Source organism: Staphylococcus sp. ZWU0021, from assembly GCF_000798895.1.
Taxonomy (GTDB): domain Bacteria; phylum Bacillota; class Bacilli; order Staphylococcales; family Staphylococcaceae; genus Staphylococcus; species Staphylococcus saprophyticus.
In genome coordinates this window covers 16708-37968 of record NZ_JTLN01000027.1, presented here as the reverse complement: position 1 = coordinate 37968, position 21261 = coordinate 16708, and the positions used below count along the sequence as shown (strand labels likewise).

Sequence of the window (21261 nt, the reverse complement as noted above, 5' to 3'; positions counted from 1 at the left end):
TAAGTCATCTTCTTTCGTTATATAGTATGATACTGGCAACTTTGAATATCATCTTCAATATTTTCAACTACAGAATCAATAAGTTTAAGCAGTTCTAAAATTTGATTGTTTTTTATTTGGTAATAAACGTATTTACCTTCTTGTCTAGAATTAACCAAACCACACCCTTTGAGACAAGATAAATGTTGAGAAATACTAGATTGACTTATTTGAGATTGTTTAACAATCTCATTGACAGTCATTTCTTTCGATTTAAGTAGCTCTAATATCATCAAACGTACTTTATTAGAAAGACCATGTATAAAATGTGCTTTTAACTCAATATCATGCATTTAATCACCTCATATTACCTAAGACTAATATAAATAACATATTACCATTTGATAATATGTTATTCAATCCTTTTTATAATGTTAATTAGAATTTCGTTTGTCCTAATTAATTTTATTAGTTAGTCTGTAATTATTCTTTCTTAAGATACGTTCCTATATTCATTTGGTGTTAGTCCATCAAATTTTGGAACATATCTTTTATTCATATAATAATTAATATATTCACTGATGCCTGTTTCAAGATCTTCATATGTGCTGAATTGATTTCTATAGTAATATTCTGATTTTAACGTACCCCAAAAAGCTTCTATCGGTTGATTATCTAAACAACTTCCTGCTTTTGACATACTGATTTTTACGTTATGTGTATCTAAATAGTTCTTGTAATGTTTAGAAGTGTATTGAAAACCTCTGTCACTATGTAAAACTGTATTAGATGCATCATTATTTTGTAAGGCTAATTTCAATATGTCCATAACCAATTTTAAATCATTACGCTTACTCACTTTATAAACAATTATACTTAAATCATACCTATCAATTATAGCGCTAATATAAGCTTTTTGACCTTTTCCATAATTTAAGTAACTAATATCTGTAAACCATTTTTGATTTGGTTTATTGGCTTCAAAATTTCTATTCAATATATTTTCAGCTGTGAAATGTGGTTTGATTCTAGTCCAATTAGGACGTTTTTTTCTGATTTGTGCTTGTAAACCTAAAATTCGCATAATTCTTCTAATACATTTTATATTAACATTTAAATTGCACTCTCTTTTTAAAGCGTAATGTATCCTTACTACACCGAAGGTTTCTTTAGAGTTCTTAAATATACACTTAATTTCTTTTGCAATTAATTTAGAGCGTTTTTCATTATTAGAAATTTCTTTATTACACCATTTATAATAACCACTACGGCTGACTTCTAGACGCTCGCATAACATTTTAATACTGTAATTTTGTTCTCTGTTGAGCTCAAATATCATTTGATATAAATGTTCTTTATGACCTAATGAAAATGATTGTTTCGATACTTGAACTCTTGCCACTTTTTTACGATTGCTTTATCCATTTCTAAGTATTCTATTCTTGTTTTTAGTTTTTTATTTTCTAATTTTATTAGTTCTATTTCAGATAATTCTTGTTTTTTATTTTTTCCACGTTTATCTTTTAATCCATCTATACCATTCTTTTTATAGCTCTTCACCCAATGGTATATTTGATGGTAGGAAACACCATATTCCACGGAAGCCTCTTGATAGTTATAATTTTTAGCTATGACATTTTCAGTAATTTCAATACGTTCAGATAAAGTTGTTTTTCTTGATTTATTCATAGTGGAAAACCCTTTCCCTGTGTGCTTGTTAGATTTTCCCTTTTTATAATTTCTTAACCACAATTTTAAAACTGATATAGAGCTAATATTATACTTGTTAACAACTTTATACAGTGGAATATTCCTTTCTAACACATCTTCTATAGCTATTGCTTTAATCTCTGCAGAGTATTTATTTCTTTTACTAAAAGGTTTTAATCCATCTACACCATAAGCTTTATATCTTCTTACCCATTCTTGTAATGTAGCGCTAGAAACTCCATTATTTTTTGCTGTACTATATCTAGATATATTTCCATCAACTATATCTTCAACTATTTTAATACGCTTTTCTAAAGGCATCTTATTTGTAGTCATAAAAAATACACTCCCCTAATTATAGTTCACTTTTTATATTTAAAGTGTCTACTTTTAGGGGAGTGTATCAAAAGTTGGGATGGTTATTTTTTATGGCTTGATTTAACAATTGTGATTGCTATACCTAACAAGGTAACGATGAATGTACCGAAACCTAACATTAAGTACGGCACTTCTACAATTGAAACCAAACAAGGCGTCTCCTTTCTAAAGATTTTGTCGGTACTTTCATAAGCACCACCTCACTTTATACTGATATTAGCCACCATCTATCCAACTTACTCACCTTAATCTGCTTTCTTCAAATCTTTCCATTTCGCTTACTATCCCGCTTACATTAATTCTATAAAAAAAGAACCTTGCAAGCGCAAGATTCTTAATTGAATAATATGTAATTTATTCTTTTAGTGTCCTGGGAGGTCTGCTATACAGCCCTTATTATCAGTGTTTGTAGCGTTTTAGTGCCATGCCAGTGCCATAAAAATATTGATTGTATATTTCTTACATTTTAATGGTAGAAACTAGTTCGTTATCTTTAACGTTACTAAATCTATTATTGTGCAATTTTAAACACCTTGACAGATTCTTGTTATTACTTTTACGATTGTATATTGATGTTTAAAAGGACTTGTGGAATTACTGTTTTAAAAGACTTTTAAAATGTTATATTTCTATGAGCGTCTGCACTTTTTTAAATAATCTGTCTTTTTTTTGCCCTAAAAAATACCCACCTATTCACTTAGGTGGGCTTTTCCATATTGGTATAGTTTTTCTGCATTCTTTAATGATAGATTGTCTAAATCACGTTTCCCATTTCTTAAAGTAGAAATTATAGCTTGATTTATAAGTGTGTTCTTATATATTTGATAACCAGTTATCTCGCTTTCAATTAGTTTTTTGATTACCTGTTTGTATTCACTCATAATTATCACGCTCGTTTTTATTTAAATAGTGGAAGGTTAAGATAGCTAGTTTCCGCTAGCTAAAATCATTATATACTATTTATTTTTTGTGAAAAAATTTATGTTAAGTAAATTTACATAAAAATAACAGCCTGTGGGGGCAGACTGTTAAAAATATATCATTTTACAAAAGGTGAATTGCGCTAGTTTTTCACTAGCTAATTTTAATATACAATAATAAGAGTAATTAAAAAAATCTATGTCAACTTTAATAACAATAATAACTACTCAACGATATGCTCAGGCGGACTGATGTGTTTCCATAATAGCTCCCTTATTTTATCTCCACAATATCTTTTAAATTCAACACACTCATTCCAGTATCTTCATACATGTGTAGTGTTTTAGTATGCACGTCTACTTTATGAATATAACCTACTTTAGTTTTAATATATCCATTTTCGAAGTAACGCAATTCAATAGATGGGTCGTTATACATTTTGAAAATTAATGTGTTATTAAGCTCATTCAATTGATCGTCGTCTAATATCGGTCTATCAATCTTATTTTGATCTTGTATGTATTGTTCTAGTTGCTCGTATTGTTCGGGGAGTGTCTTGAAGGCTTGCCACTTAACGATGCCTCTACTTTCTGGTATATGTGAATTAAGATATTCTCTCGGTATATTACGATAATCAGTTTCGTATTTATATTCATCTGGTGCGTTTGGATTTATTATTTTCATATTATCACCTCAAAAAAATGGAATAGTTTTACTAGCTTCTATAATGTCCTTAGTAAAGAAAAATTGCTTGCCTTCACCAGTATAAGCTGGGTTTAAAACCATATTCGCTTTAGCATTATATAACCACTCTGGATTAATTCCAGAATTTAATATTTCTTGAAATTCTTGAAAATTTTTACTCCAATCTAAATTAGGTTTCATATAATCACCTCATGAATATAATAGAACACTTGTTCGCATATGTAAATAAAAAAATAACCTCCCAAAATTATCAGGGTGGTTATTTTTCTCTATGGTTACTTTCTAATTGCTTTCATAATAAATGAAACTATAAATATTAAAATGATAGCACCAACTAAAGCTGGTAGAATAGGCACTCCGCCTAAAACTGGTCCCCATGTGCCCAACAGTTTACTTCCAATTGCAGAACCAATTAAGCCGGCAATGATATTACCAATAATTCCACCTGGAATATCTTTACCTAGAATAGCTCCTGCAAGCCATCCTATTAATCCTCCAACGATTATCATAAGTATAAAGCCCATATTACCCTCTCCTTTTGAAATAATGTCCCTAACTTTATTCCCCACTACATAAATAAACAAACATAAAAAAGCAACCAAATTAATGGCTGCACTTAATATATAACTTTCAATGGAAGGTGTGGAACTACTACAATGTTATATTACCCAACGATCATATAAATAAAAACACCCACCAGTTGGTGAGTGTTTTAAAATAGAGTTTTATTAAAATTAATCCAAGCATCATTTATCTCTTTGTACTTATCTGGATAAATTTTGCAAATATCATCATTTTCTTTTTCTCTTAAAATATCATTCGAATTTATAAGTAGTAGGTTTATGTACCCGCACATAACAATCAGAATAAGTTATGTGCTTTAAATTAGGACAAAAGTTACACCCTATATTTATATCAAAATCTGGATTCAAATTAGCCTTGTTAGATACAGAAGAAATAGGAAAGGCAGTGAAATCTGTTTGAAAAGTATCTTTTCAGAACCTATAATCATCATAGGTCTAACTTTGAACCGCTTTTTTTGAGTTTGGCTATCACTATACCACATTAGTTATAATTAATGTGATAAGGGGCAGTCTCTACTGCCCTTTATATTTTTATCTTTTTTAGGAGGAACAACTTATGAAAACCCAACAATATGATAAAAAACTAAAAAAGTGGATGTATGACTTTGTATATGAAGGAAAACGCTATAGAAAAAAAGGATTTAAAACTAAACGTGAAGCTGAATATGCAGGAAATGAAAAGTTTAATGAATTAACTAAAGGGCTTTATCTTGATAATGATTTATCCTTTTATGATTACTTCAAGAATTGGTGCGAAACATTCAAACAACCTAATGTTACACCTATAACTTACAAATCATATAAGGCAGCTATCAAACATATTGGTAATCATTCATTTTCGCAGACAAGCCTTAAATCATTAACACGAAATATGTATCAACAATTTATAAATGAATTTTCTAAAACACACTCAAAAGAAACAATAAGAAAACTAAATTGATATATCAGATCATCATTAGACGATGCTGTTTATGAAGGATTACTAGCTAAGAATATTACTTATAAGGTCACATTTAAAGGGTCTAATCCTCCAAAAGATGAACAAAGCAAGTTTATTAACCTAGTAGAATACGAAACACTTAAACAATATTTCAAATCACAAAATAATCGTTCATCCCTCGCCCTATTTATCATGATTTGTACAGGCTGTCGAATAAGTGGTGTTTTAAATATGAAGTATGAATACATTAACCAAGTAAAAAATGAATTATTTATAGATGAACGTAAAAATGATGTGTCACCTCGTACTTTAACAATCGCTAAAGATGATATGAAACACATCATTGAAATGATTGAAAAACTCAAACTAAATACCAAAGGATTACTATTTAATTCTTTTGGGACTACACTTACTATTAACGCAGTTAACAAGCAACTAAAACAGGCATGTAAGTTACACGATATAAACGAGATTACTTCACATGCGTTAAGACATACGCATTGCTCTTATCTCCTCGCAAATGATGTATCGATTTATTATATTTCAAAAAGGCTTGGCCATAAAAATATTTCTGTTACCACTGAAATCTATTCCCATTTATTGGAAGAAAAATATCTTGAAGAAAATAACAAAGCAATTGAAATTTTATCAGCAATGTAAAAATATGTTCTCGGTGCCATGCCAGTGCCATAAAATTTTGTTTTCTATTGTATCGCATTGTAGACAAAATAAAAGAAACCCCGTAACAACGGGGTTTCTAAGTTTGGAATGTGCGCTATTCAACGCTATTAGTGTCCTGGGAGGGCATTTGTATACTTTCGGATATAATCGAAAACCGCACAACTAAAGGATTTTAGAGTATATACTTTAGAACGGAATAGAACGAAACAGAAACATTTTGACACGTATTTGACACATGACCCACCAATTAAGGTGGGTTTATTTATGTAAAAAATAACCACCCAGTGACTAGTTAGGTGGTTTGGGGGTCATTCTTAGAAAGTTGACCCAATAGATCATTTAGTTTTAAAAGGATAAGAATACCCCGTGGCACTATGCCTTAATACATATCGCCTATACCTCGTAAGGCTATAAGCTGAATCCTTCGGACACAATTGGAACTATCGCCTGATTCGATGTCCTATATAGCTTTTGTTTATACACCTTTCTACTTGGTGTTAGATACTGGAATGGAAGAAGTCACCACCCGAGACCAACTCTTGCGATACGTGGTATCTCTCACGTATCTATACACCTATTATACTATATTTACGCACAAAAAAATAGGGCAAGCACATAAGTGCCTACCCTTTAATATGATCACGTGGTGGTAACAAATCATAGTAACAACTTATTAACTCTACTTATATTATAGCATGTCTAATAAACTTCTACTATTCTTAAACGTTCGTGCCATACCCAACCATTATTATTGTGCGAGTATACTCGACACCAACCGTCTAACACTTCAAAAATATAAAAATCATCATATCCAGCCTTATAAACTTCGTTAGTTAATGACCACTTGTAATTTCCTTTTTTGCCACTACGTTTAGCAATAGTTGCCCCATAATGGTCAACTCTACCTCTAAACTTACATTTTTTACTCCAAGAAACTTTGCTAGGTGGAATACTTCCTAACTTCAAACCACTTGTTTTCTTAGCGTTCGTTTTTTGATTAACAGTTTGTTTATCAGCTTTGTTTTTTAGATTTTCTCCACCACCCGGTTTGTATACTTCTGTAATTCTTAAACGTTCATACCAAACATAGCCGTTGTTACTAGCACTGTATACTCTAGCCCAACCATCTCTAATCTCGTACACATAGAATACGTCTCCTTGACCGTATACTTCATTTGTAAGAACCATTACATTGTTATGGTTAGGTCTACAAATTGTAGCGCCAGCATTGTCTGCAACTGCTTTGAAGTATGGTTGGTTGGACCACGTTAATTTCTTAGGTGGAATGCTGTTTAATTTCAATGATTGACCTTTAGATGGTTCTTTAGGTTTTACGTTTCCAATTGTGGTTAAATCAACACTGTCATCTGCAAAATCTGGAACAATAAAATGTGTTAATCCACTATAGTTATCTGTTCTTAATTTAGCTGGTGAATTAGCATTTCCATCATAGTTTTGTTCTAATATTGTGAATGAGCTAGTACCTCCACTGTTATCCCACACTAAACCTGTGTGACCGTATTCGCGGTATATACCAGTAGTATAAATTGCAATTGCTGTAATAGGTGGGATATAATCACGTGTATTTTCTACGACTTTCCAACCTTTAGGCATGCTGTTCACAATGTGTAAGTCTTTTGCATTACCCCAAAATCTAACACCGTTTGTTACGTGGTCAACAAAATCAACAACCAGGTCAGCACATTGATACGCCCATGCATTATCAAAATCAATATACTGACCTTTCAAACTATGCATGTATTCAATAGCTGCTTTATACTCTACGTTACTTTGAGGTGAAGGTGTTGGTTTCTCTTTAGTTGGTTCTGATAAATCTTTAGATGGTTCTTTGTTACTATCTTCTTTAACTCCATTGATATATTTAGCAACTTGTTTATCAAAGTTACTTACGTTCCTAGAGTAACCAGCAGCTTGCAATAAATTACCGGGATCTACTTTATCTGATTGAATATCTTGATGTCCTGGAACTTCTGTTTTATAGTCTATTTTCCAATAATTACATAAGTAAGCCATAACACGTGCCATGTTATCTAACGATTTCCTAGAACGTGCTTTATCATCAAAATAAGAGCCTTCAATGCCGAAAGCAGCATCATTTGCATCAGCATTATACCAATTATTATCAATAGGTGTATTGTATAATACGTGCCACGCCTTTTCTGTCACTGGTATACAAACTATGCATTCTTTATCGTCTACGAAAATATGCGCGCTAGCAACCAATGACCAATCAATATTATAACTGTTTTTATAGTAGTTCACGTTATCTTGTGCTGTAGTGTTTGGATTTCCTGTGTCATGAGCAACTGCAAAAATTGGCTTACCACTTGTTAATTTTTGCCCACTTCTACGTGTTCCTATAGGTAACCAATCATATTTAACTGGAACACCATTCCATTTCTCTGTCATTTCACATTACCTCCACCTATTTTATTATTGGTTTCTTTAGTGCTGCCTTCACGAGTGCGTAACGTTTCCCAAATACCTGTAGCCATCAAACCACTTATTAACCCAGCTAACAAACGACCTGCTATAGATAATTCAGTTACTATCTCTGGTATAAAGGCAGTAACACCGCCTACCACAACACCTATCACCATTGAAATGATTGGTATGATATTTTTAGGCACAACACTCGATTTCTTAATAACTTGTGTTAATGCAATTGTGATTACTGAAATAATTCCTGCAAACGCTATAATTTGTTCCATCTATAAAAACCTCCATATATATATAATAAAAAGCCGACACATATGTGCCGACTCTAAAAGAATACTTGCGCAAAACCTATCGCTGCTGCAAAAATACCACCTAACGCCGTTATGATGGCAATTGTTACTTGAACAGCACCCATTTTCTTTTCTTTAGTTGTTGCCTTAATTTCCTTTATTGCATCTGTGTTTGATTTTGTTTGCGTTTCAATATTAGAAACACGCTTATCAAAACCAGTTAAATTGCTATTAATCTTGTCTAAACTATCTATCATTTTATCTTGTTGTTTTATCGTTTGTTCGCCTCGTTGTTGATCTAACTCTAACTTTTTATCTAGTTTATGGTATAAATCTTTTAACTCTTGGTCGCCTCTGTCAATGTACTGATATATTTTTCGTTCACGTGTATTAAATACATCGTGTGTAACAAACTTATTTTCGTCTACCATATAACTCCGCACCACCTACAAACGATGTAACACCAGTCCATGCTGTCAATATTAAAAAGTTGAATGGTGTTAGCCAATTTAAATTATTGTACAACCCAGCGCTCGTCATAACGAAGTAGAATATCGACGAGGTTAAACCGCCTACAAAGATGAAGAAATAATATTTGCTGTTTTCTTCCATACTTGTCACAAACAATGCACTCATAGCATATAGAAAACCAGTAATCATAATTATTAAACCCCATAACCAAATAGGCATGATTTCATTTAAAGCTAGATAAAAAGGCGAATCTTTCAATATTGTTTCTGGACTTGTAAACCAAAGTACACCCCGTCCAAATATGGTCGAACCTAGTAGTAGGGATTGAGTGATTAACAATATTTCTTTTGTGTCTAACTTACTAATACTAAATGTCCTTTTCATTCACTCACCCACTTTCTATAAAATAAAACCACAAGCCTAAGCCTGTGGTTGTTCTGGATATTTTTCACCAGTGATTTCTGTATATTGTTCCTTAGTTAGTGCATCTAACTCAACATAAGTTTGAATGTCCTCGTTTGTGTAACAGTTAATGTCGTAAAAATATTTGATAGAATCGAATCCTGGATACATAATTTATTCCCCTTTCAATTTGGCAATCTCTAATAATGTGTCTGCTTGTTGTTGCTCTAACTGTTGTATACGTTTTTCTTTTTTAGTTAATTCCAAATTAACTTTCGCCTGTTCTTCTTGTGAAGTTATCAATCTCGCTGCTGTTTTAGTTACTTGCATTTGCGCTTGTGCTAACATATATTCTATTGCACTTGGTTTATGATCTTCTTTTCCATCTTCTTTAATAGTAGAACCATGCCATTGTTCACCATCAAATATTCTAGGAGGGAATAAATTGCTAGGGGGCATTATATCTGTGTATTGATATAAACCTTGTTTCTTCAAATCATCAACTAACAATTCTCCGTTATCATTAGTTTTTACTAAAAATGCGTTGCCATTATAATCAAATACCTGTTTAAACATTTAATCACCCCACTATAAAAGTTAATTGACCATATATAAAGTTTCCAATTGCAGCTGTATTACTATTATCTTCCCAAATTTTAAATACTTGGTTTACTTCATCGTAACTACCTTTTATTGGGTTTTTCCCACTATTACCATTGGTTCTAGCTAAAAAACTAAAAGCGTATTTAGGCGAGTAATTTGAAGGTAAAGAGAACATAGGCGAGCCGTTACTTAACAAATTGCTAGTAATCTTTGCGTTAAAAATAATTGTACATACATCATTTTTAATTCTGTATTTTGAAGGTCCAATCGAGTCTTCTTGAAATCCACTCATAAGGGGTAAATCTTGCCAACCTGTATCGTATAGTTTCAAATCGATAGCTTCATTTAACGTTTTTATAGCTTCATCTATTTTTCTTTGCGCTCCAATTGTAGTTTCAATATCTTTCGTGTTTTCAGCGGTGATAAACTCTCTCCAACCGCGGTCATTTCCATTGGAATGTATAGTCTTTATATAATGTCTATTATGAAAATTTTGTGTAAAACGTATTTGTTTTAGCCCATTACTAGACTCAAAAATGTCAAATGATGCTATATAGGAATCTCCATTTGAATCAGGAGGTACACCTACACTAGCATTGTCGTAAGGTATTGTTGCTTCATAAAGACCAGGTGGCAAAGTTTCTATTTTTACTTCTAAAGTTCCTAACCACTTTCTTTTTCCATCATCTAAAGTGAAACCATATTTTTGCCAAGTTTCTGTTTCCGTAGATTTTAAATAGCCACCAGCTAGAACATCATCGTTAAATTGATTTATTTTTGTATCAATATCATTTTTTGCAGTATTCAATCCATTTACATATTCATCGCCTTTTAACTCTATTTCTTCTAGTTTTGTATTAGCTAATGTGCTTAATTCTTCTAAACTATTAGTTTTAGCAATATCTATATCAGATAACCCTTTTGCTCTAGCTTTTTCTAATTCTGTAACATAATCGGTTCCATTAGCCATAGCTTCTTCAATTTTAGTCATTTGATTATCTATTCTAATTTCTAAATCATCGAATTTTTTAATGTAAACCAATTTAGTGTCAGCACCGAATGATTCAACTAAACTTTCTGCAATATTAAAAGAGAACAACCGTTCAACGACAGTGTCCTCTTTACCTTTTATAGCTATTTCAACTTGTCCAGTTACTTTCCCAGTATGTTTTAAAAATTCTTTCGGTATCGTATATTGGATTATACCGTTCATTCCATCAGTGATTACTAATTCATCTCTAATTTTAGAACCATCTTCCGCAACAAGCGTTATACTCGTGTCTACATTTGCAGCACCTAATAATAAAGGTGAACCGTTTCTTGTAACAATAAAATTAAGCACAGATGTGTTAATATCCCTATTGTAAAATTGAACATTTAAATTAGATAAAGGTTGATAATTAGCAGTTGTTTCGAGTTTTATATTTGTTTTTTTATCTATAGCCATAGTCTACACTTCTCCTTTTTTATCGACTTTTACAATGTTGTTTTGAGTATCAACATTGAAATAACCAATAACAGATGATTTTGTATTGTCATCACCGTCAACAAAAACTCCACCAGAACCACCATTGTTAAACACAATTGTGTTTTTTAATCCTACAGATCTTATTGCGAAATCTTTATCTGTCCCCCACAGATGGTTGTTTTCAACTGCACCAGTTTCAGCGTAAGCTAAGTAAATACCACCACGTGGATTGTTATCTTCTATTTGTTGGTTTGTGTTTGTAACTGTATTGAATCTAACGAAATAGTTTTTAGTATACTGGACAAATATACCGTTTCTTCCAGTAGTATTGATTAGATTATTGGTAATGTGTAAATGTCTACAATAAGCTTCATATCCTGTATATTGGGATATCATATTGTATATAGCTTCTGTTTTAATATTGTTGAAATAGTTTTTGTCGATGAATAAAGTATCACATGCTCTATGTCTAACACCTCTATAACCATAGTTAAAAGAGTTGTCTTTAATGTGTATGTTGGAACAAATGTTTAAATTTATTGCTTCTCCTACATCATTATTATCACAATCAAACACATTATTATTTATGTGTAGGTTAAATACTTTTGCAGATATATCGTTGTATTGTTGACCATAGGAACTCACACCATATTTTTTATAATTTTTAAAGATGTTACCATTTATAAAATACATTCTACCTGCTTGAGGTCGTTCACTTGGTATTCCGTTAACATCATTTGCACTTTTATCCATTCCGCCAACAGAGGAAATTCTGACGCCTTCTTCACAATTTTCAAACAAATTATCTTCTATTCTTACGTTTTCCCATTTGTATGGCCTAACGCCAGCACCTTTACATCCTATAAAAGTGTTCTTTGTAACAATAATATTATTTTGGTATATGTTATGAACGCTTAAATGGTTCCCAACACCAACATGTGGTGCGCTCAATATATCAGATGGTCTAAAACTACAACCTGTAACTAATATATCTCTACACGGTGTACCGTCGTAGTAACCTTGACCATCAATAGTAGCTTCAACATATTCTGATAATTGTATTGATTCTTTCATTGATTCATCTGTTAAATTAATATAACCTTCAAAAATACAGTTATTCACTTTCATGTTTCTAACACCGTTAGTGTCAATAGCATGATAAGAAATTGTATTTCTAAAGGTTACATTATCGAAGGTTATATTTTCGGCGTGCATAAGGTTTATTTGGTTTGCTGCTTTAGTTGGATATTTATCTATTTGCTCATAATTCGAATCAAATGTACCGCCTATAAAATGTATATTACCATTACCTTCGTAACCATAATATTTATCATCGTAAGATTGGTTCATCATCGTTTCGTTAGTATTTCCACGTAACAATGTTGCGTTACTATCCATTTCAAAAGTAGTGTTTTTATAAATAATCACTCTATTGTCAATAAGGTAATCACCAGCTGGTATAAATATCTTCCCTGCTTTTGCATGCTTTATTTTATTCAAAGCTTCTTGCAATTTTTCAGATACATCTGTTTGACCTGTATTGTCTGGTTCATAATCACCAAAGTTAATCTCAATGAACTTATTTTCGATTCTTTCTAGTTCTTCGTTAACTCTGTTAAAATCATGTTCTAATCTATTATAAAGTAGACCATGTATTTCTCCATCCATTGATACTCTACTATCAGTAACTTCTTTAACGCCATCACCATCTGTGCCTGTTACTAAGTTTTCTATTCTTTTATCATTACGTTTAGCCCATTGATTTAAAGGTGAACCGTTATGATCTATTTGTTTAGAATTATGTGCTTTTAATTGTTCTACTTGATGATATATCATGTTATTTTGCATATCATTGCTATTGTATTGTATCTTTTTGAAGTTACTTACATTTTCGCTTCTGTACCGTTGATCTAACTGTGAACTCATATTAGTTTGAAGTCTTATCATACATTGTCACCTTCTATTCTTTCTGTAGATAATTCGCCAGTTTCATTAACTACTAATTTAAATAGCGCGCCATTGTTAGCACGCAAAACAACATCTTTATTGACGTAATCTTCAATCATATCTTCTAAACCAATAACACCATCTACATGCGTTTGAGCGAAAGCATCTTCGCCACCAAATTCAAAGCGTACGATTGGTATTTCTTTACTCATCTACTAACACACTCCCTACTATCGACCCGTTAACGCCACCATCGGAATATATGTTATTTATTTGTGTTTTATTTAATGCAGCGTTTACGTTTTTAATCTTGTTATTTAACACGTTACTTATTTGAACAATATCTTTTTTATTGTTACTGAATCCTATTTCGTCTGGTTCTGGATTCAATGGATGTGTTTTGTTGAGTGATACAACTTTTAAATCTGTGTTGTAACCCATGATTTCATGGATAAACCAAATAGCATCACGTTCGCCAATATCTTCATCACCAACGTAATTAATATCTAATTCAATATCGGGTTCATCTTTCAATTCTGTTTTAAGTTTATTTTCTAGGGTTTTATTGTTCGTTATTCTATCGTCAAACACATCCGGTGCTACACGTTTACCAAATACTTTTAAATTAGGTGATTCATATACAACTTTTGTACTATATATTTCTTCTCCTTTTATCTTAGCTGTAGTATTAATCACAGTAGCAGTTGAAGTACCTACGTACATACAAGGTTTAGAATTTTTATAATCAATCCCACTTTTAGCACCTTTAAAAACTGCTTTAATAGTGTGTTTTCCTTGTTCAGCGTTTTTTGATAATGTGATTGCTTTTGTGTTAGCTGACTTACTGTAACAATCTTGTTCACCTATCAACACGTCATCAAAATACAACTTCATAATTCCACCTTTACTCATACGTTTAAGATTGAAAATAATAGTTTCATTACCATGTTTACAATTTAGTGTGTATGAAAAAGACGCACCGACAACTTCGGTACGCCATGTTCCATCTTTTATGAAATTACCATTGTATGTTAGATCTTTAGGTTTAACTGGATTGTAATTCTTGGTTTCTTGTTCGGTTAACTTCTTACCATAACCTCGAATATAGGTTTTCAAATCCTTAGTATCGATGGTAGCTTTCACTTCACTATTGTTGTATCTGTAACGTATTGTTTTTTCTGTAAGTTTATAAAAGGCGTTTTCATCATATATATAAATCTTTTTGTTATCTGCAAAGTATATATAACCGAAAAGTTCTGCACCTTCAACTAAATGTTCAATGCCATTTTTCGACCCTAATTCTTCTATCGTGACTTTTTCATTAAATGTGCCATCGATTTCATAACTGTAACCTAAATCATTGTCTTTAAATCCAAAATCAAGATATTGTTTTAAGGTTAGGGTTTGACTTATATTTTCGTCCGTATCTTCATTCATTGTTTCGTTTGAAATATCTTTACTCACATAGTGATTTTGAAACTCGAACATGATATGGGTAGCTGTTATTTCTTTAGTGTGTAATATACCATCAAACGATGGAGTAGCACTTTTGATGACATAACGTTGACCACTGTAATCAATAAACGACTCGTTTTGGAGTATGTTGTAAACATCCTCGTTATAACTAGATTTGTAAGCAGTGAAAGAAATCTGTCTCGTGTTATTTCGTTCGTACTCATATTTGAAAGTGTCGTATGCAAAATCAAGCAATAATTCTGACATAGTTCCCTTTATATCTGTGACTATAATATCTGTATTCATTTCTTCACCTACCTATATATGAATGGGAAAATGAATTGTATTTCAAAGTCACTTACAGTTCCCCATATTTCGAAATCGTTATAACCTGGTACCAGTGTTATCAATCCATGATTCGTTAATCTACCACATCGCTCTTTCTCAATATAAGGATAAGCCCCGTCTATCAAGAAACTTTGATTTGTTTCCAACTTACCTTTATATTCAAATACATCACCTGTAGTTTTGTTAACTAATTTAAACCCAGTATTAGTTTTTAACCTTATCCATATCTGCAATTGATGTCGCATACGTGGATTGATCGTATCGCTACTACCATTGTATATAGAAAATTTTTGTCGCGTGTGTTTATATTTGATATCTGCATCAGGCATTACACCGCTTTCAAATTGCCACTTATCAGACATTAAACTGTATTGGTCTGTTTTATATAGTGATTCAGAATATCCTTTGTAAACTTGGAAGGTTATTTCGAACGTTCCAAATTTACTTGTCAAATCTTCAATGGCATTATTTTCACAATATACGGCATATTTTTTCCCTGGCATATCCGAATGAACAACGTAATATGGATTTCGTTGATATAATAGATTTCTTAGTTTGGTTTTTACCAACTTGTAATCTGTAATATCTTCACCAATATAAGAGAATCTTAAAATCAATTTAAAAGGACCGAATGTACTCGGTCCCATCATCACACCATCTGTCCCTTTAATTTCAAGTGAGTTTACATTTGTTTCAACATCCTCCTCTGTTGCATCTAAAAACCTAATTCTCGGGATAACTTCATCAAGATAATAACTTTCTTTATCGTTAAAAAATCTCACTCTTTTATTCACATTAAATCGTACCCCCTGCACTATAAGTCTCCAAACTCAATCGGCGAGCCTGTTCTTTGCTTATTCCTCGCTCGTTCATTGACGGTTTTTGTTCGATATTCTTATTACTTCTTGCAATTTGCATAAGAGCATCTAGTTGTTTTTGTTGGTTAGCAATCATTTGTAGTAATAGTTCTGTGTTGTCATTACTGTTACTTTCACCAGTAGATGGCGTTCGCATTTGATTAGGTCGTTTATTCTTCTTATTACTTTCTATTCTTTGTCTAGCAATAGCAAGTAACTTCATGGCATCTGATTGTCTACTTGGATCTGTTGGTATAACAAACTCTGGGTGACCTTCTTCTGCAAGTTGATAGAATCCAGATGAATTGATTAATCCACCTGTGGCATAAGGTAATCCATGACCAATTTGATTAAGCATTTTCTTAGGTCCATAAGTTGCTTTAGCATATCTCATACCCGCAATTAAGTTATCAAGTGGATTCCAAATGTTACCGTGACCAGGTAATTTAAACGCATTAAATGTAGCTGGTTTAACTTGTACTAAACCACTAGCACCTGAAGGGTTTTGAGCTTTAGGATTAAATGTTGATTCTGTACGCGCTTGTTCCTGCCAAGCTTTAATGTATTGCGAAGTTTGTGGTAATCCAGCCATTCCTAGTGCTTGTTTAATCGTGCTACCGTATTTACCTCCAGCTTTTCCTCCACCATTATTTTTCTTAAGCCATGGTAACGGGTCTTTTGCCACTCCGTTCCATTGCATTTCATAGTGTAAGTGAGGTCCTGTAGAATCTCCTGCATTAGCTCCTTGTCTGCTAGGGTCTCCGCCTGATTTACCCAAAAGGTCGCCAGGTTTAACTTGCCTTGTACCTGTCCAGTTTAATTTACTCAAGTGACCATAAATAACTTTCATGATACCCGATGTAATAGTCATGTTGTTACCGAAACCACCATTATAACCGTGCGTACCAGTTGCTTTACCTGATATAGTTGAATAAACATTTGTACCGTAAGGGTAGTTAACATCTATACCGTGGTGAGGTCTAGCAAATGGATAACCTTGTGCAATTGCTTCTGCACCTGTTCGAGCAAATCCAAAGTTTATACCTCGTGACAAGTCGATATATCCACCATCACCAGCGCCACTCTGTTCTTCAAACCAGCCTGTGATAAGGTCTTTGAGTCCTTTTTTAAGTCCTCCGTAAGCCCAAGACATTGTGCCACCCATAGCACCTTTAATGTTAGAGAAATCTACACCAAAGTGTTTCATTACTTTACCAACAAGCTTACCTGGATTATCCATATAATCCATTACATCGCCAATTGCTTTGCCAAAACTATCTTTAGCTTTATTAGCAGTTTCTTTAGTCCAGTTTAGAGCATCTTCAGCAATGTTTCCGCCACCGAAACCTGAGTTCTTAGGTACAAACATATCACCGTGTGGTTCTTCATGTTTCTTACGTTTCTTGGCTTGTTTTAATAGGTCTGCTCCTGTACCAGTTGAAAGATGTGGCATTAATGATTTAGATTGAATACCGTTATAAACTGCATCACCACGTTTTAGATTGACACGTTTATTATTTCCTCTAGGTTGTTCAATCTTTCCATTTCTACGATGAATGATTTCTTTATGACCTCTTGATCCCGATGCATTACCTAAACCTTTATCATTAACAATCGCTTTGGTTGATTTCGTTAATCTACCTTGTGAATCTGTTTGTACATTAGGATTAGCTCCAGTTCCTATGGATAGTGGTTTAATCTTATTCTTAATAAGTTTTTTCTTCATAATCTTATCTGAAAGTGTATTTATCCCATCAATCATGGCATTTAATCCTGAGATAGCTCCATTAGCTACGCCTTTACCTAAGTCACTAGCTACTTTCTTGAATCCGTCTTTAGCATTCTTGATAAATCCTTTAAGTTTATCTAGCCATTCTACACCTTTGTTGTACATTGCTTTGAAGCCTTTAACGACACCGTCTTTAGCACCAATTGCTAAATCAACAACATTTTCCTTAAGAGATTCCCACTTGTCTTTCACTGCATTTTTCAATTTCTGTGTAATATCTGTAGCAGATTTTTTTAAAGCGTTAAACTTATCTCTAACACCAATCCATAGGGATTTAGCAAGTGAAATAATTTTGTTTTTTATAGCAGTCCAAACACTATATAAAAAACTTCTGATTTTACTTGTGATTGAATCAACACTGTTTTTCAAGTTATTGAACATGTTTTTAACGCCGTTCCATAGAGATTTAGCTCTTGAAACAACGCCGTTTTTAATGTTAGTCCATAATTTTAAAGAGAAATTTTTGATTGCATTAAATATTGAAGTAACACTTTTTTTCAAAGAATTAAATGTATTTACTATTCCATTTTTCAAACCTTTAACAAGGTTTATAACACTATTTTTTATAGCGTTCCACACTTTGATAGCAAATGATTTAATCGCGTTGAATATTGTGATTACAATACGTTTCACTAAGTTAAAGTTAGATCTAACTTGTGCTACATAAGCTCTAATTATTGCCAAAACGCCATTTTTAAGTAACGTCCATATTTTAATAGCTGCAACTTTCATTCCGTTCCATAAAGCAGATAAAACATTTTTTAATGCTTGTATAGGATGTTGAACAGCAAATTTAATGCCATTCCAAATTGTTACAGCACTTGTTTTAATGCCGTTCCAAATGGCAATTGTGGAATTTTTAATGGCGTTCCAAATATTAATGATGTAAGGTTTGATAAATCCAAAGATAGATATTGCTGCTGCTTTTATAGAGTTCCAAATACTTATAACTGCATTTCTGAATGTACTGTTTGTTTTCCACAGGTAAATGATAGCACCTACTAAAGCGGTGATCACAGTGATGACAATTCCAACTGGTCCAGTCATAAATCTTATTGCTAAGCCTAATCCTTTAGTTGCTAACGTGGCCGCTTTAGTTACGCCAGTCCATATTGTCATTGCAGTTGCTGCAATTCTCGATTTAATTGCTTGTATTGTTTGAGAAGTGGTTAATGCAGTCATTGCAGCTCTATATCCGTTGGCTATACTCCTAGCTGTAGTAGTAACACCATTCCAAATAGCCTGTGATGCAGCAGATACTTTAGCCGCACCATTATGTCTAATGAAGAATTGTATCAAACTAGACATTCCACTAAACATACCACCAATAGTGCTAGCCATCTTGCCGAATATCGTTAAAACTGGACCCATTGTTACTAAAGTAATACCTAGCCATTTGACTATTCCACCTAATGTCTTTTGAGTGGAACCATCTAAACTTTGCCACCATTTTATGATTGACTGTATACCACTAGCTATTTTAGAAAAGGCGCTACCTAATTTTTCTCCTGTTTCTTTCGCCCATTGTTGAGCGCCAGGAGATTTTAACATCTTCTCAAATTCGTGGAGTGAGTCTTTTGACTGCTCGAACACTCCTCCTAATAAACTTTCACCTATCATACCAATATAGGCTTTAGTGTTTTGCATCATGCCTTTCCATGATTTAGAATAAGCGTTTGCCATACCACCTGCGAAGTCGTCCATTACAGTTAAGAAATCTTTCGAACTAACTTCACCGTTGGTAACCATTTCTCTAAACGCATCATATGAAACGCCTAAATGTTTAGCCATAGCATTACTAAAACCTGGCATACCTTCTTCTACCATATTCAATTCTTCTGTCATCAACTTACCTTGACCTTGAACACGGTTAAATATCATTGCCATTTCGCCCACTGGTCTGTTACTACCTACTGCAGCATCACCAACTAGCTTGATGTATTTTTCTAAGTCTTTACCTTCTTTTACACCTGCTGCCAATGCACCTGCTGCCACGTCAGTACCTTCTGCCATTGTGGTCATACCACCTTCAATAGCTTTCGATACTTGGTCAGTGATTGAGCCAACTTCTTTCGTTGAATAGCCTAGTCCTTCAAGTTTAGCCTTAGCACTATCTAATCCGACTAACCTGTCGAAACCTAATTTAGCTGTGATACCTGCCATAGCAGTACCAGCGACTAATGCAGGTTTAGTAATACTGCTTGTTAGTGAACGGCCCATGTTTTGAGCTTGGCCACCTACACTTTGCATGCTAGTTCCTATACTTCTAAACGAATTACTTAATCGTCCAGCCATAGAAAAGTTTTCTCTATAATACTGATTTAAACGACCGTATTCATCTTGCATAGCATTAATAGCATTAGCTTGTTTGTTATACTCTGTTTGTAACCTAACCGCTTTAGCACTGCTTGCACCTTGTGATTGTGCTACTTGTTTATATTGCTTTTCTAGTTCGTTTAAATTAGATGTACCAACTTTAATAGATTTGTCGAGATCATTCATTCTTGTTTTATATGAAGATGCACTCTTTTCACCATATTTAAAGTTGTTACTAGATAATTTCAAACTAGAGTTCAAAGACCTAAACTCACGCTTAATACCAGATAGTGTTTTACTAACTCCCATGTCACGCATGGATAGGTCAATCTGTAACCCTTTTATTCTTTCTGCCATTACTCCACCTCCTTACTTGTGAGATGTATTACATAAATGCATCGAGCATGCTATCCGTTTTCTTGACGTTTTTCTTATTACTTTCGTCAACTAACTCCATGAAGAAAGCAAAGGGCATATCCAAAATGTCATTAATATCCTTGCCCCCATCTTTCATCATTTGTAGCATGAGTTTCTTCATGTTTTCTTTATGTTCTTTATAAGATAGAGATTTTAAATTATTCTCGCTAGTTCCTTTTTTCTTTCTTCATCCATTTGTCCTTGTGCGATAAATTCAATTTGTCCTTGTAATTCTTCTACTGCGTCTGGTGCGTTAAGACGGTCAAGCAAACTGTCTTTTGTAAATTGGTTATTGTAGATATCGACAACCATATCTAACATTTGGTCGATATTTTCTTGAGCTGAATTTTCTTCATTGGAAGATTCATCCATTAAATCAGCTGCGTCATAAATTTTTCTAAATGGAATATGTGTAGGAGTAATGAATGTGTCGTATTTAGCATTGCCTTCTGAATCTGTTACTGCGTTACCTTTTTTATCTATTTGAATTAATTTAATAAAATTACGTTTTGTCATTTTGAATTGCTCCTTTAGATTTTA

Annotated in this window: 22 protein-coding genes and 1 pseudogene; 1 reads left to right on the top strand and 22 read right to left on the bottom strand. The window is 33.0% G+C overall.

Going from position 1 to position 21261, the window contains the following annotated elements:
- Nucleotides 1-17: 17 nt before the first annotated feature.
- The 8 genes from L987_RS05685 to L987_RS05655 form a co-directional block, all read right to left on the bottom strand.
- On the bottom strand, nt 18-332 hold the full coding sequence (locus L987_RS05685) for an ArsR/SmtB family transcription factor (RefSeq protein WP_047503489.1): 315 nt from the start codon (nt 330-332) through the stop codon (nt 18-20).
- A gap of 140 nt (nt 333-472) precedes the next feature.
- A complete protein-coding gene (locus tag L987_RS05680) occupies nt 473-1381 on the bottom strand; it encodes an IS3 family transposase (RefSeq protein ID WP_081324953.1) in 909 nt (302 codons plus the stop codon).
- Nucleotides 1342-2025: a helix-turn-helix domain-containing protein gene (locus L987_RS05675; RefSeq protein WP_011303343.1), complete on the bottom strand. Its 684-nt coding sequence runs from the start codon at nt 2023-2025 to the stop codon at nt 1342-1344. Before L987_RS05675 ends, L987_RS05680 begins: the two co-directional genes overlap by 40 nt.
- An 83-nt stretch (nt 2026-2108) precedes the next feature.
- Nucleotides 2109-2216, bottom strand: coding sequence for a putative holin-like toxin (locus tag L987_RS13905; RefSeq protein WP_011303344.1), 108 nt, complete (start codon nt 2214-2216; stop codon nt 2109-2111).
- Between the two features lie 540 nt (nt 2217-2756).
- On the bottom strand, nt 2757-2948 hold the full coding sequence (locus L987_RS14120; protein ID WP_011303345.1) for a hypothetical protein: 192 nt from the start codon (nt 2946-2948) through the stop codon (nt 2757-2759).
- Between the two features lie 313 nt (nt 2949-3261).
- Nucleotides 3262-3672: a YolD-like family protein gene (locus L987_RS05665; protein ID WP_047503486.1), complete on the bottom strand. Its 411-nt coding sequence runs from the start codon at nt 3670-3672 to the stop codon at nt 3262-3264.
- A gap of 9 nt (nt 3673-3681) precedes the next feature.
- Nucleotides 3682-3873, bottom strand: coding sequence for a hypothetical protein (locus L987_RS05660; protein WP_011303347.1), 192 nt, complete (start codon nt 3871-3873; stop codon nt 3682-3684).
- 95 nt (nt 3874-3968) lie between these two features.
- Nucleotides 3969-4217, bottom strand: a complete 249-nt coding sequence (locus L987_RS05655) for a GlsB/YeaQ/YmgE family stress response membrane protein (RefSeq protein WP_047503483.1) — start codon at nt 4215-4217, stop codon at nt 3969-3971.
- 616 nt (nt 4218-4833) lie between these two features.
- Between L987_RS05655 and L987_RS05650 the strand changes: the two are divergent.
- Nucleotides 4834-5877 (top strand): annotated as a pseudogene (locus tag L987_RS05650) (tyrosine-type recombinase/integrase).
- A gap of 720 nt (nt 5878-6597) precedes the next feature.
- On the opposite strand, the gene L987_RS05645 reads toward L987_RS05650, so the two are convergent.
- Genes L987_RS05645 through gpG form a run of 14 tightly spaced genes read right to left on the bottom strand, consistent with a single transcriptional unit; the run spans nt 6598 to nt 21237 of the window.
- On the bottom strand, nt 6598-8328 hold the full coding sequence (locus L987_RS05645) for an N-acetylmuramoyl-L-alanine amidase (protein ID WP_047503480.1): 1731 nt from the start codon (nt 8326-8328) through the stop codon (nt 6598-6600).
- Nucleotides 8325-8630: a holin gene (locus L987_RS05640; RefSeq protein ID WP_047503478.1), complete on the bottom strand. Its 306-nt coding sequence runs from the start codon at nt 8628-8630 to the stop codon at nt 8325-8327. Before L987_RS05640 ends, L987_RS05645 begins: the two co-directional genes overlap by 4 nt.
- 53 nt (nt 8631-8683) lie before the next feature.
- Nucleotides 8684-9079, bottom strand: coding sequence for a hypothetical protein (locus tag L987_RS05635; RefSeq protein ID WP_041080056.1), 396 nt, complete (start codon nt 9077-9079; stop codon nt 8684-8686).
- On the bottom strand, nt 9063-9503 hold the full coding sequence (locus L987_RS13715) for a hypothetical protein (RefSeq protein ID WP_156105208.1): 441 nt from the start codon (nt 9501-9503) through the stop codon (nt 9063-9065). Before L987_RS13715 ends, L987_RS05635 begins: the two co-directional genes overlap by 17 nt.
- 36 nt (nt 9504-9539) lie before the next feature.
- Entirely contained in the window at nt 9540-9692 is a 153-nt protein-coding gene (locus L987_RS13485) for an XkdX family protein (protein WP_081979844.1), read from the bottom strand.
- A 3-nt stretch (nt 9693-9695) separates the two neighbouring features.
- Nucleotides 9696-10097 carry a hypothetical protein gene (locus L987_RS05630; protein ID WP_047503476.1) on the bottom strand — a complete coding sequence of 134 codons (402 nt, stop codon included), beginning with the start codon at nt 10095-10097 and terminating at the stop codon, nt 9696-9698.
- A gap of 4 nt (nt 10098-10101) precedes the next feature.
- Nucleotides 10102-11571 (bottom strand): phage baseplate upper protein, encoded by a 1470-nt coding sequence (locus tag L987_RS13290; RefSeq protein ID WP_052190970.1) that lies wholly within the window; start codon nt 11569-11571, stop codon nt 10102-10104.
- A 3-nt stretch (nt 11572-11574) separates the two neighbouring features.
- Nucleotides 11575-13539 carry a right-handed parallel beta-helix repeat-containing protein gene (locus tag L987_RS05620; RefSeq protein ID WP_047503473.1) on the bottom strand — a complete coding sequence of 655 codons (1965 nt, stop codon included), beginning with the start codon at nt 13537-13539 and terminating at the stop codon, nt 11575-11577.
- Nucleotides 13536-13751: a hypothetical protein gene (locus tag L987_RS05615; RefSeq protein WP_047503470.1), complete on the bottom strand. Its 216-nt coding sequence runs from the start codon at nt 13749-13751 to the stop codon at nt 13536-13538. The genes L987_RS05620 and L987_RS05615 overlap by 4 nt, the downstream gene beginning before the upstream one ends.
- Complete coding sequence (locus L987_RS05610) at nt 13744-15300, bottom strand: prophage endopeptidase tail family protein (RefSeq protein ID WP_047503467.1); 1557 nt, start codon at nt 15298-15300, stop codon at nt 13744-13746. Before L987_RS05610 ends, L987_RS05615 begins: the two co-directional genes overlap by 8 nt.
- An 8-nt stretch (nt 15301-15308) precedes the next feature.
- A complete protein-coding gene (locus L987_RS05605; RefSeq protein WP_052190967.1) occupies nt 15309-16136 on the bottom strand; it encodes a distal tail protein Dit in 828 nt (275 codons plus the stop codon).
- Between the two features lies 1 nt (nt 16137).
- Complete coding sequence (locus L987_RS05600; RefSeq protein WP_047503464.1) at nt 16138-20661, bottom strand: tape measure protein; 4524 nt, start codon at nt 20659-20661, stop codon at nt 16138-16140.
- Nucleotides 20662-20689: 28 nt separating this feature from the next.
- Nucleotides 20690-20842 (bottom strand): phage tail assembly chaperone GT, encoded by a 153-nt coding sequence (gene gpGT / locus L987_RS14115; protein WP_156105207.1) that lies wholly within the window; start codon nt 20840-20842, stop codon nt 20690-20692.
- A gap of 32 nt (nt 20843-20874) precedes the next feature.
- A complete protein-coding gene (gpG, locus tag L987_RS05595; protein WP_047503461.1) occupies nt 20875-21237 on the bottom strand; it encodes a phage tail assembly chaperone G in 363 nt (120 codons plus the stop codon).
- Between the last annotated feature and the right edge of the window lie 24 nt (nt 21238-21261).

Excerpts from the sequence above, each read along its gene's own strand:
- L987_RS05615 (WP_047503470.1), bottom strand. The coding sequence starts at position 13,751 with ATGAGTAAAGAAATACCAATCGTACGCTTTGAATTTGGTGGCGAAGAT.
- L987_RS05665 (WP_047503486.1), bottom strand. The coding sequence starts at position 3,672 with ATGAAAATAATAAATCCAAACGCACCAGATGAATATAAATACGAAACT.
- L987_RS05655 (WP_047503483.1), bottom strand. The coding sequence starts at position 4,217 with ATGGGCTTTATACTTATGATAATCGTTGGAGGATTAATAGGATGGCTT.
- L987_RS05645 (WP_047503480.1), bottom strand. The coding sequence starts at position 8,328 with ATGACAGAGAAATGGAATGGTGTTCCAGTTAAATATGATTGGTTACCT.
- L987_RS13485 (WP_081979844.1), bottom strand. The coding sequence starts at position 9,692 with ATGTATCCAGGATTCGATTCTATCAAATATTTTTACGACATTAACTGT.
- L987_RS05685 (WP_047503489.1), bottom strand. The coding sequence starts at position 332 with ATGCATGATATTGAGTTAAAAGCACATTTTATACATGGTCTTTCTAAT.
- L987_RS05620 (WP_047503473.1), bottom strand. The coding sequence starts at position 13,539 with ATGATAAGACTTCAAACTAATATGAGTTCACAGTTAGATCAACGGTAC.
- L987_RS14120 (WP_011303345.1), bottom strand. The coding sequence starts at position 2,948 with ATGAGTGAATACAAACAGGTAATCAAAAAACTAATTGAAAGCGAGATA.
- L987_RS05640 (WP_047503478.1), bottom strand. The coding sequence starts at position 8,630 with ATGGAACAAATTATAGCGTTTGCAGGAATTATTTCAGTAATCACAATT.
- L987_RS05610 (WP_047503467.1), bottom strand. The coding sequence starts at position 15,300 with ATGAATACAGATATTATAGTCACAGATATAAAGGGAACTATGTCAGAA.
- L987_RS05675 (WP_011303343.1), bottom strand. The coding sequence starts at position 2,025 with ATGACTACAAATAAGATGCCTTTAGAAAAGCGTATTAAAATAGTTGAA.
- L987_RS05630 (WP_047503476.1), bottom strand. The coding sequence starts at position 10,097 with ATGTTTAAACAGGTATTTGATTATAATGGCAACGCATTTTTAGTAAAA.
- L987_RS13715 (WP_156105208.1), bottom strand. The coding sequence starts at position 9,503 with ATGAAAAGGACATTTAGTATTAGTAAGTTAGACACAAAAGAAATATTG.
- L987_RS13290 (WP_052190970.1), bottom strand. The coding sequence starts at position 11,571 with ATGGCTATAGATAAAAAAACAAATATAAAACTCGAAACAACTGCTAAT.
- gpGT (WP_156105207.1), bottom strand. The coding sequence starts at position 20,842 with ATGAAGAAACTCATGCTACAAATGATGAAAGATGGGGGCAAGGATATT.
- gpG (WP_047503461.1), bottom strand. The coding sequence starts at position 21,237 with ATGACAAAACGTAATTTTATTAAATTAATTCAAATAGATAAAAAAGGT.
- L987_RS05660 (WP_011303347.1), bottom strand. The coding sequence starts at position 3,873 with ATGAAACCTAATTTAGATTGGAGTAAAAATTTTCAAGAATTTCAAGAA.
- L987_RS05635 (WP_041080056.1), bottom strand. The coding sequence starts at position 9,079 with ATGGTAGACGAAAATAAGTTTGTTACACACGATGTATTTAATACACGT.
- L987_RS05600 (WP_047503464.1), bottom strand. The coding sequence starts at position 20,661 with ATGGCAGAAAGAATAAAAGGGTTACAGATTGACCTATCCATGCGTGAC.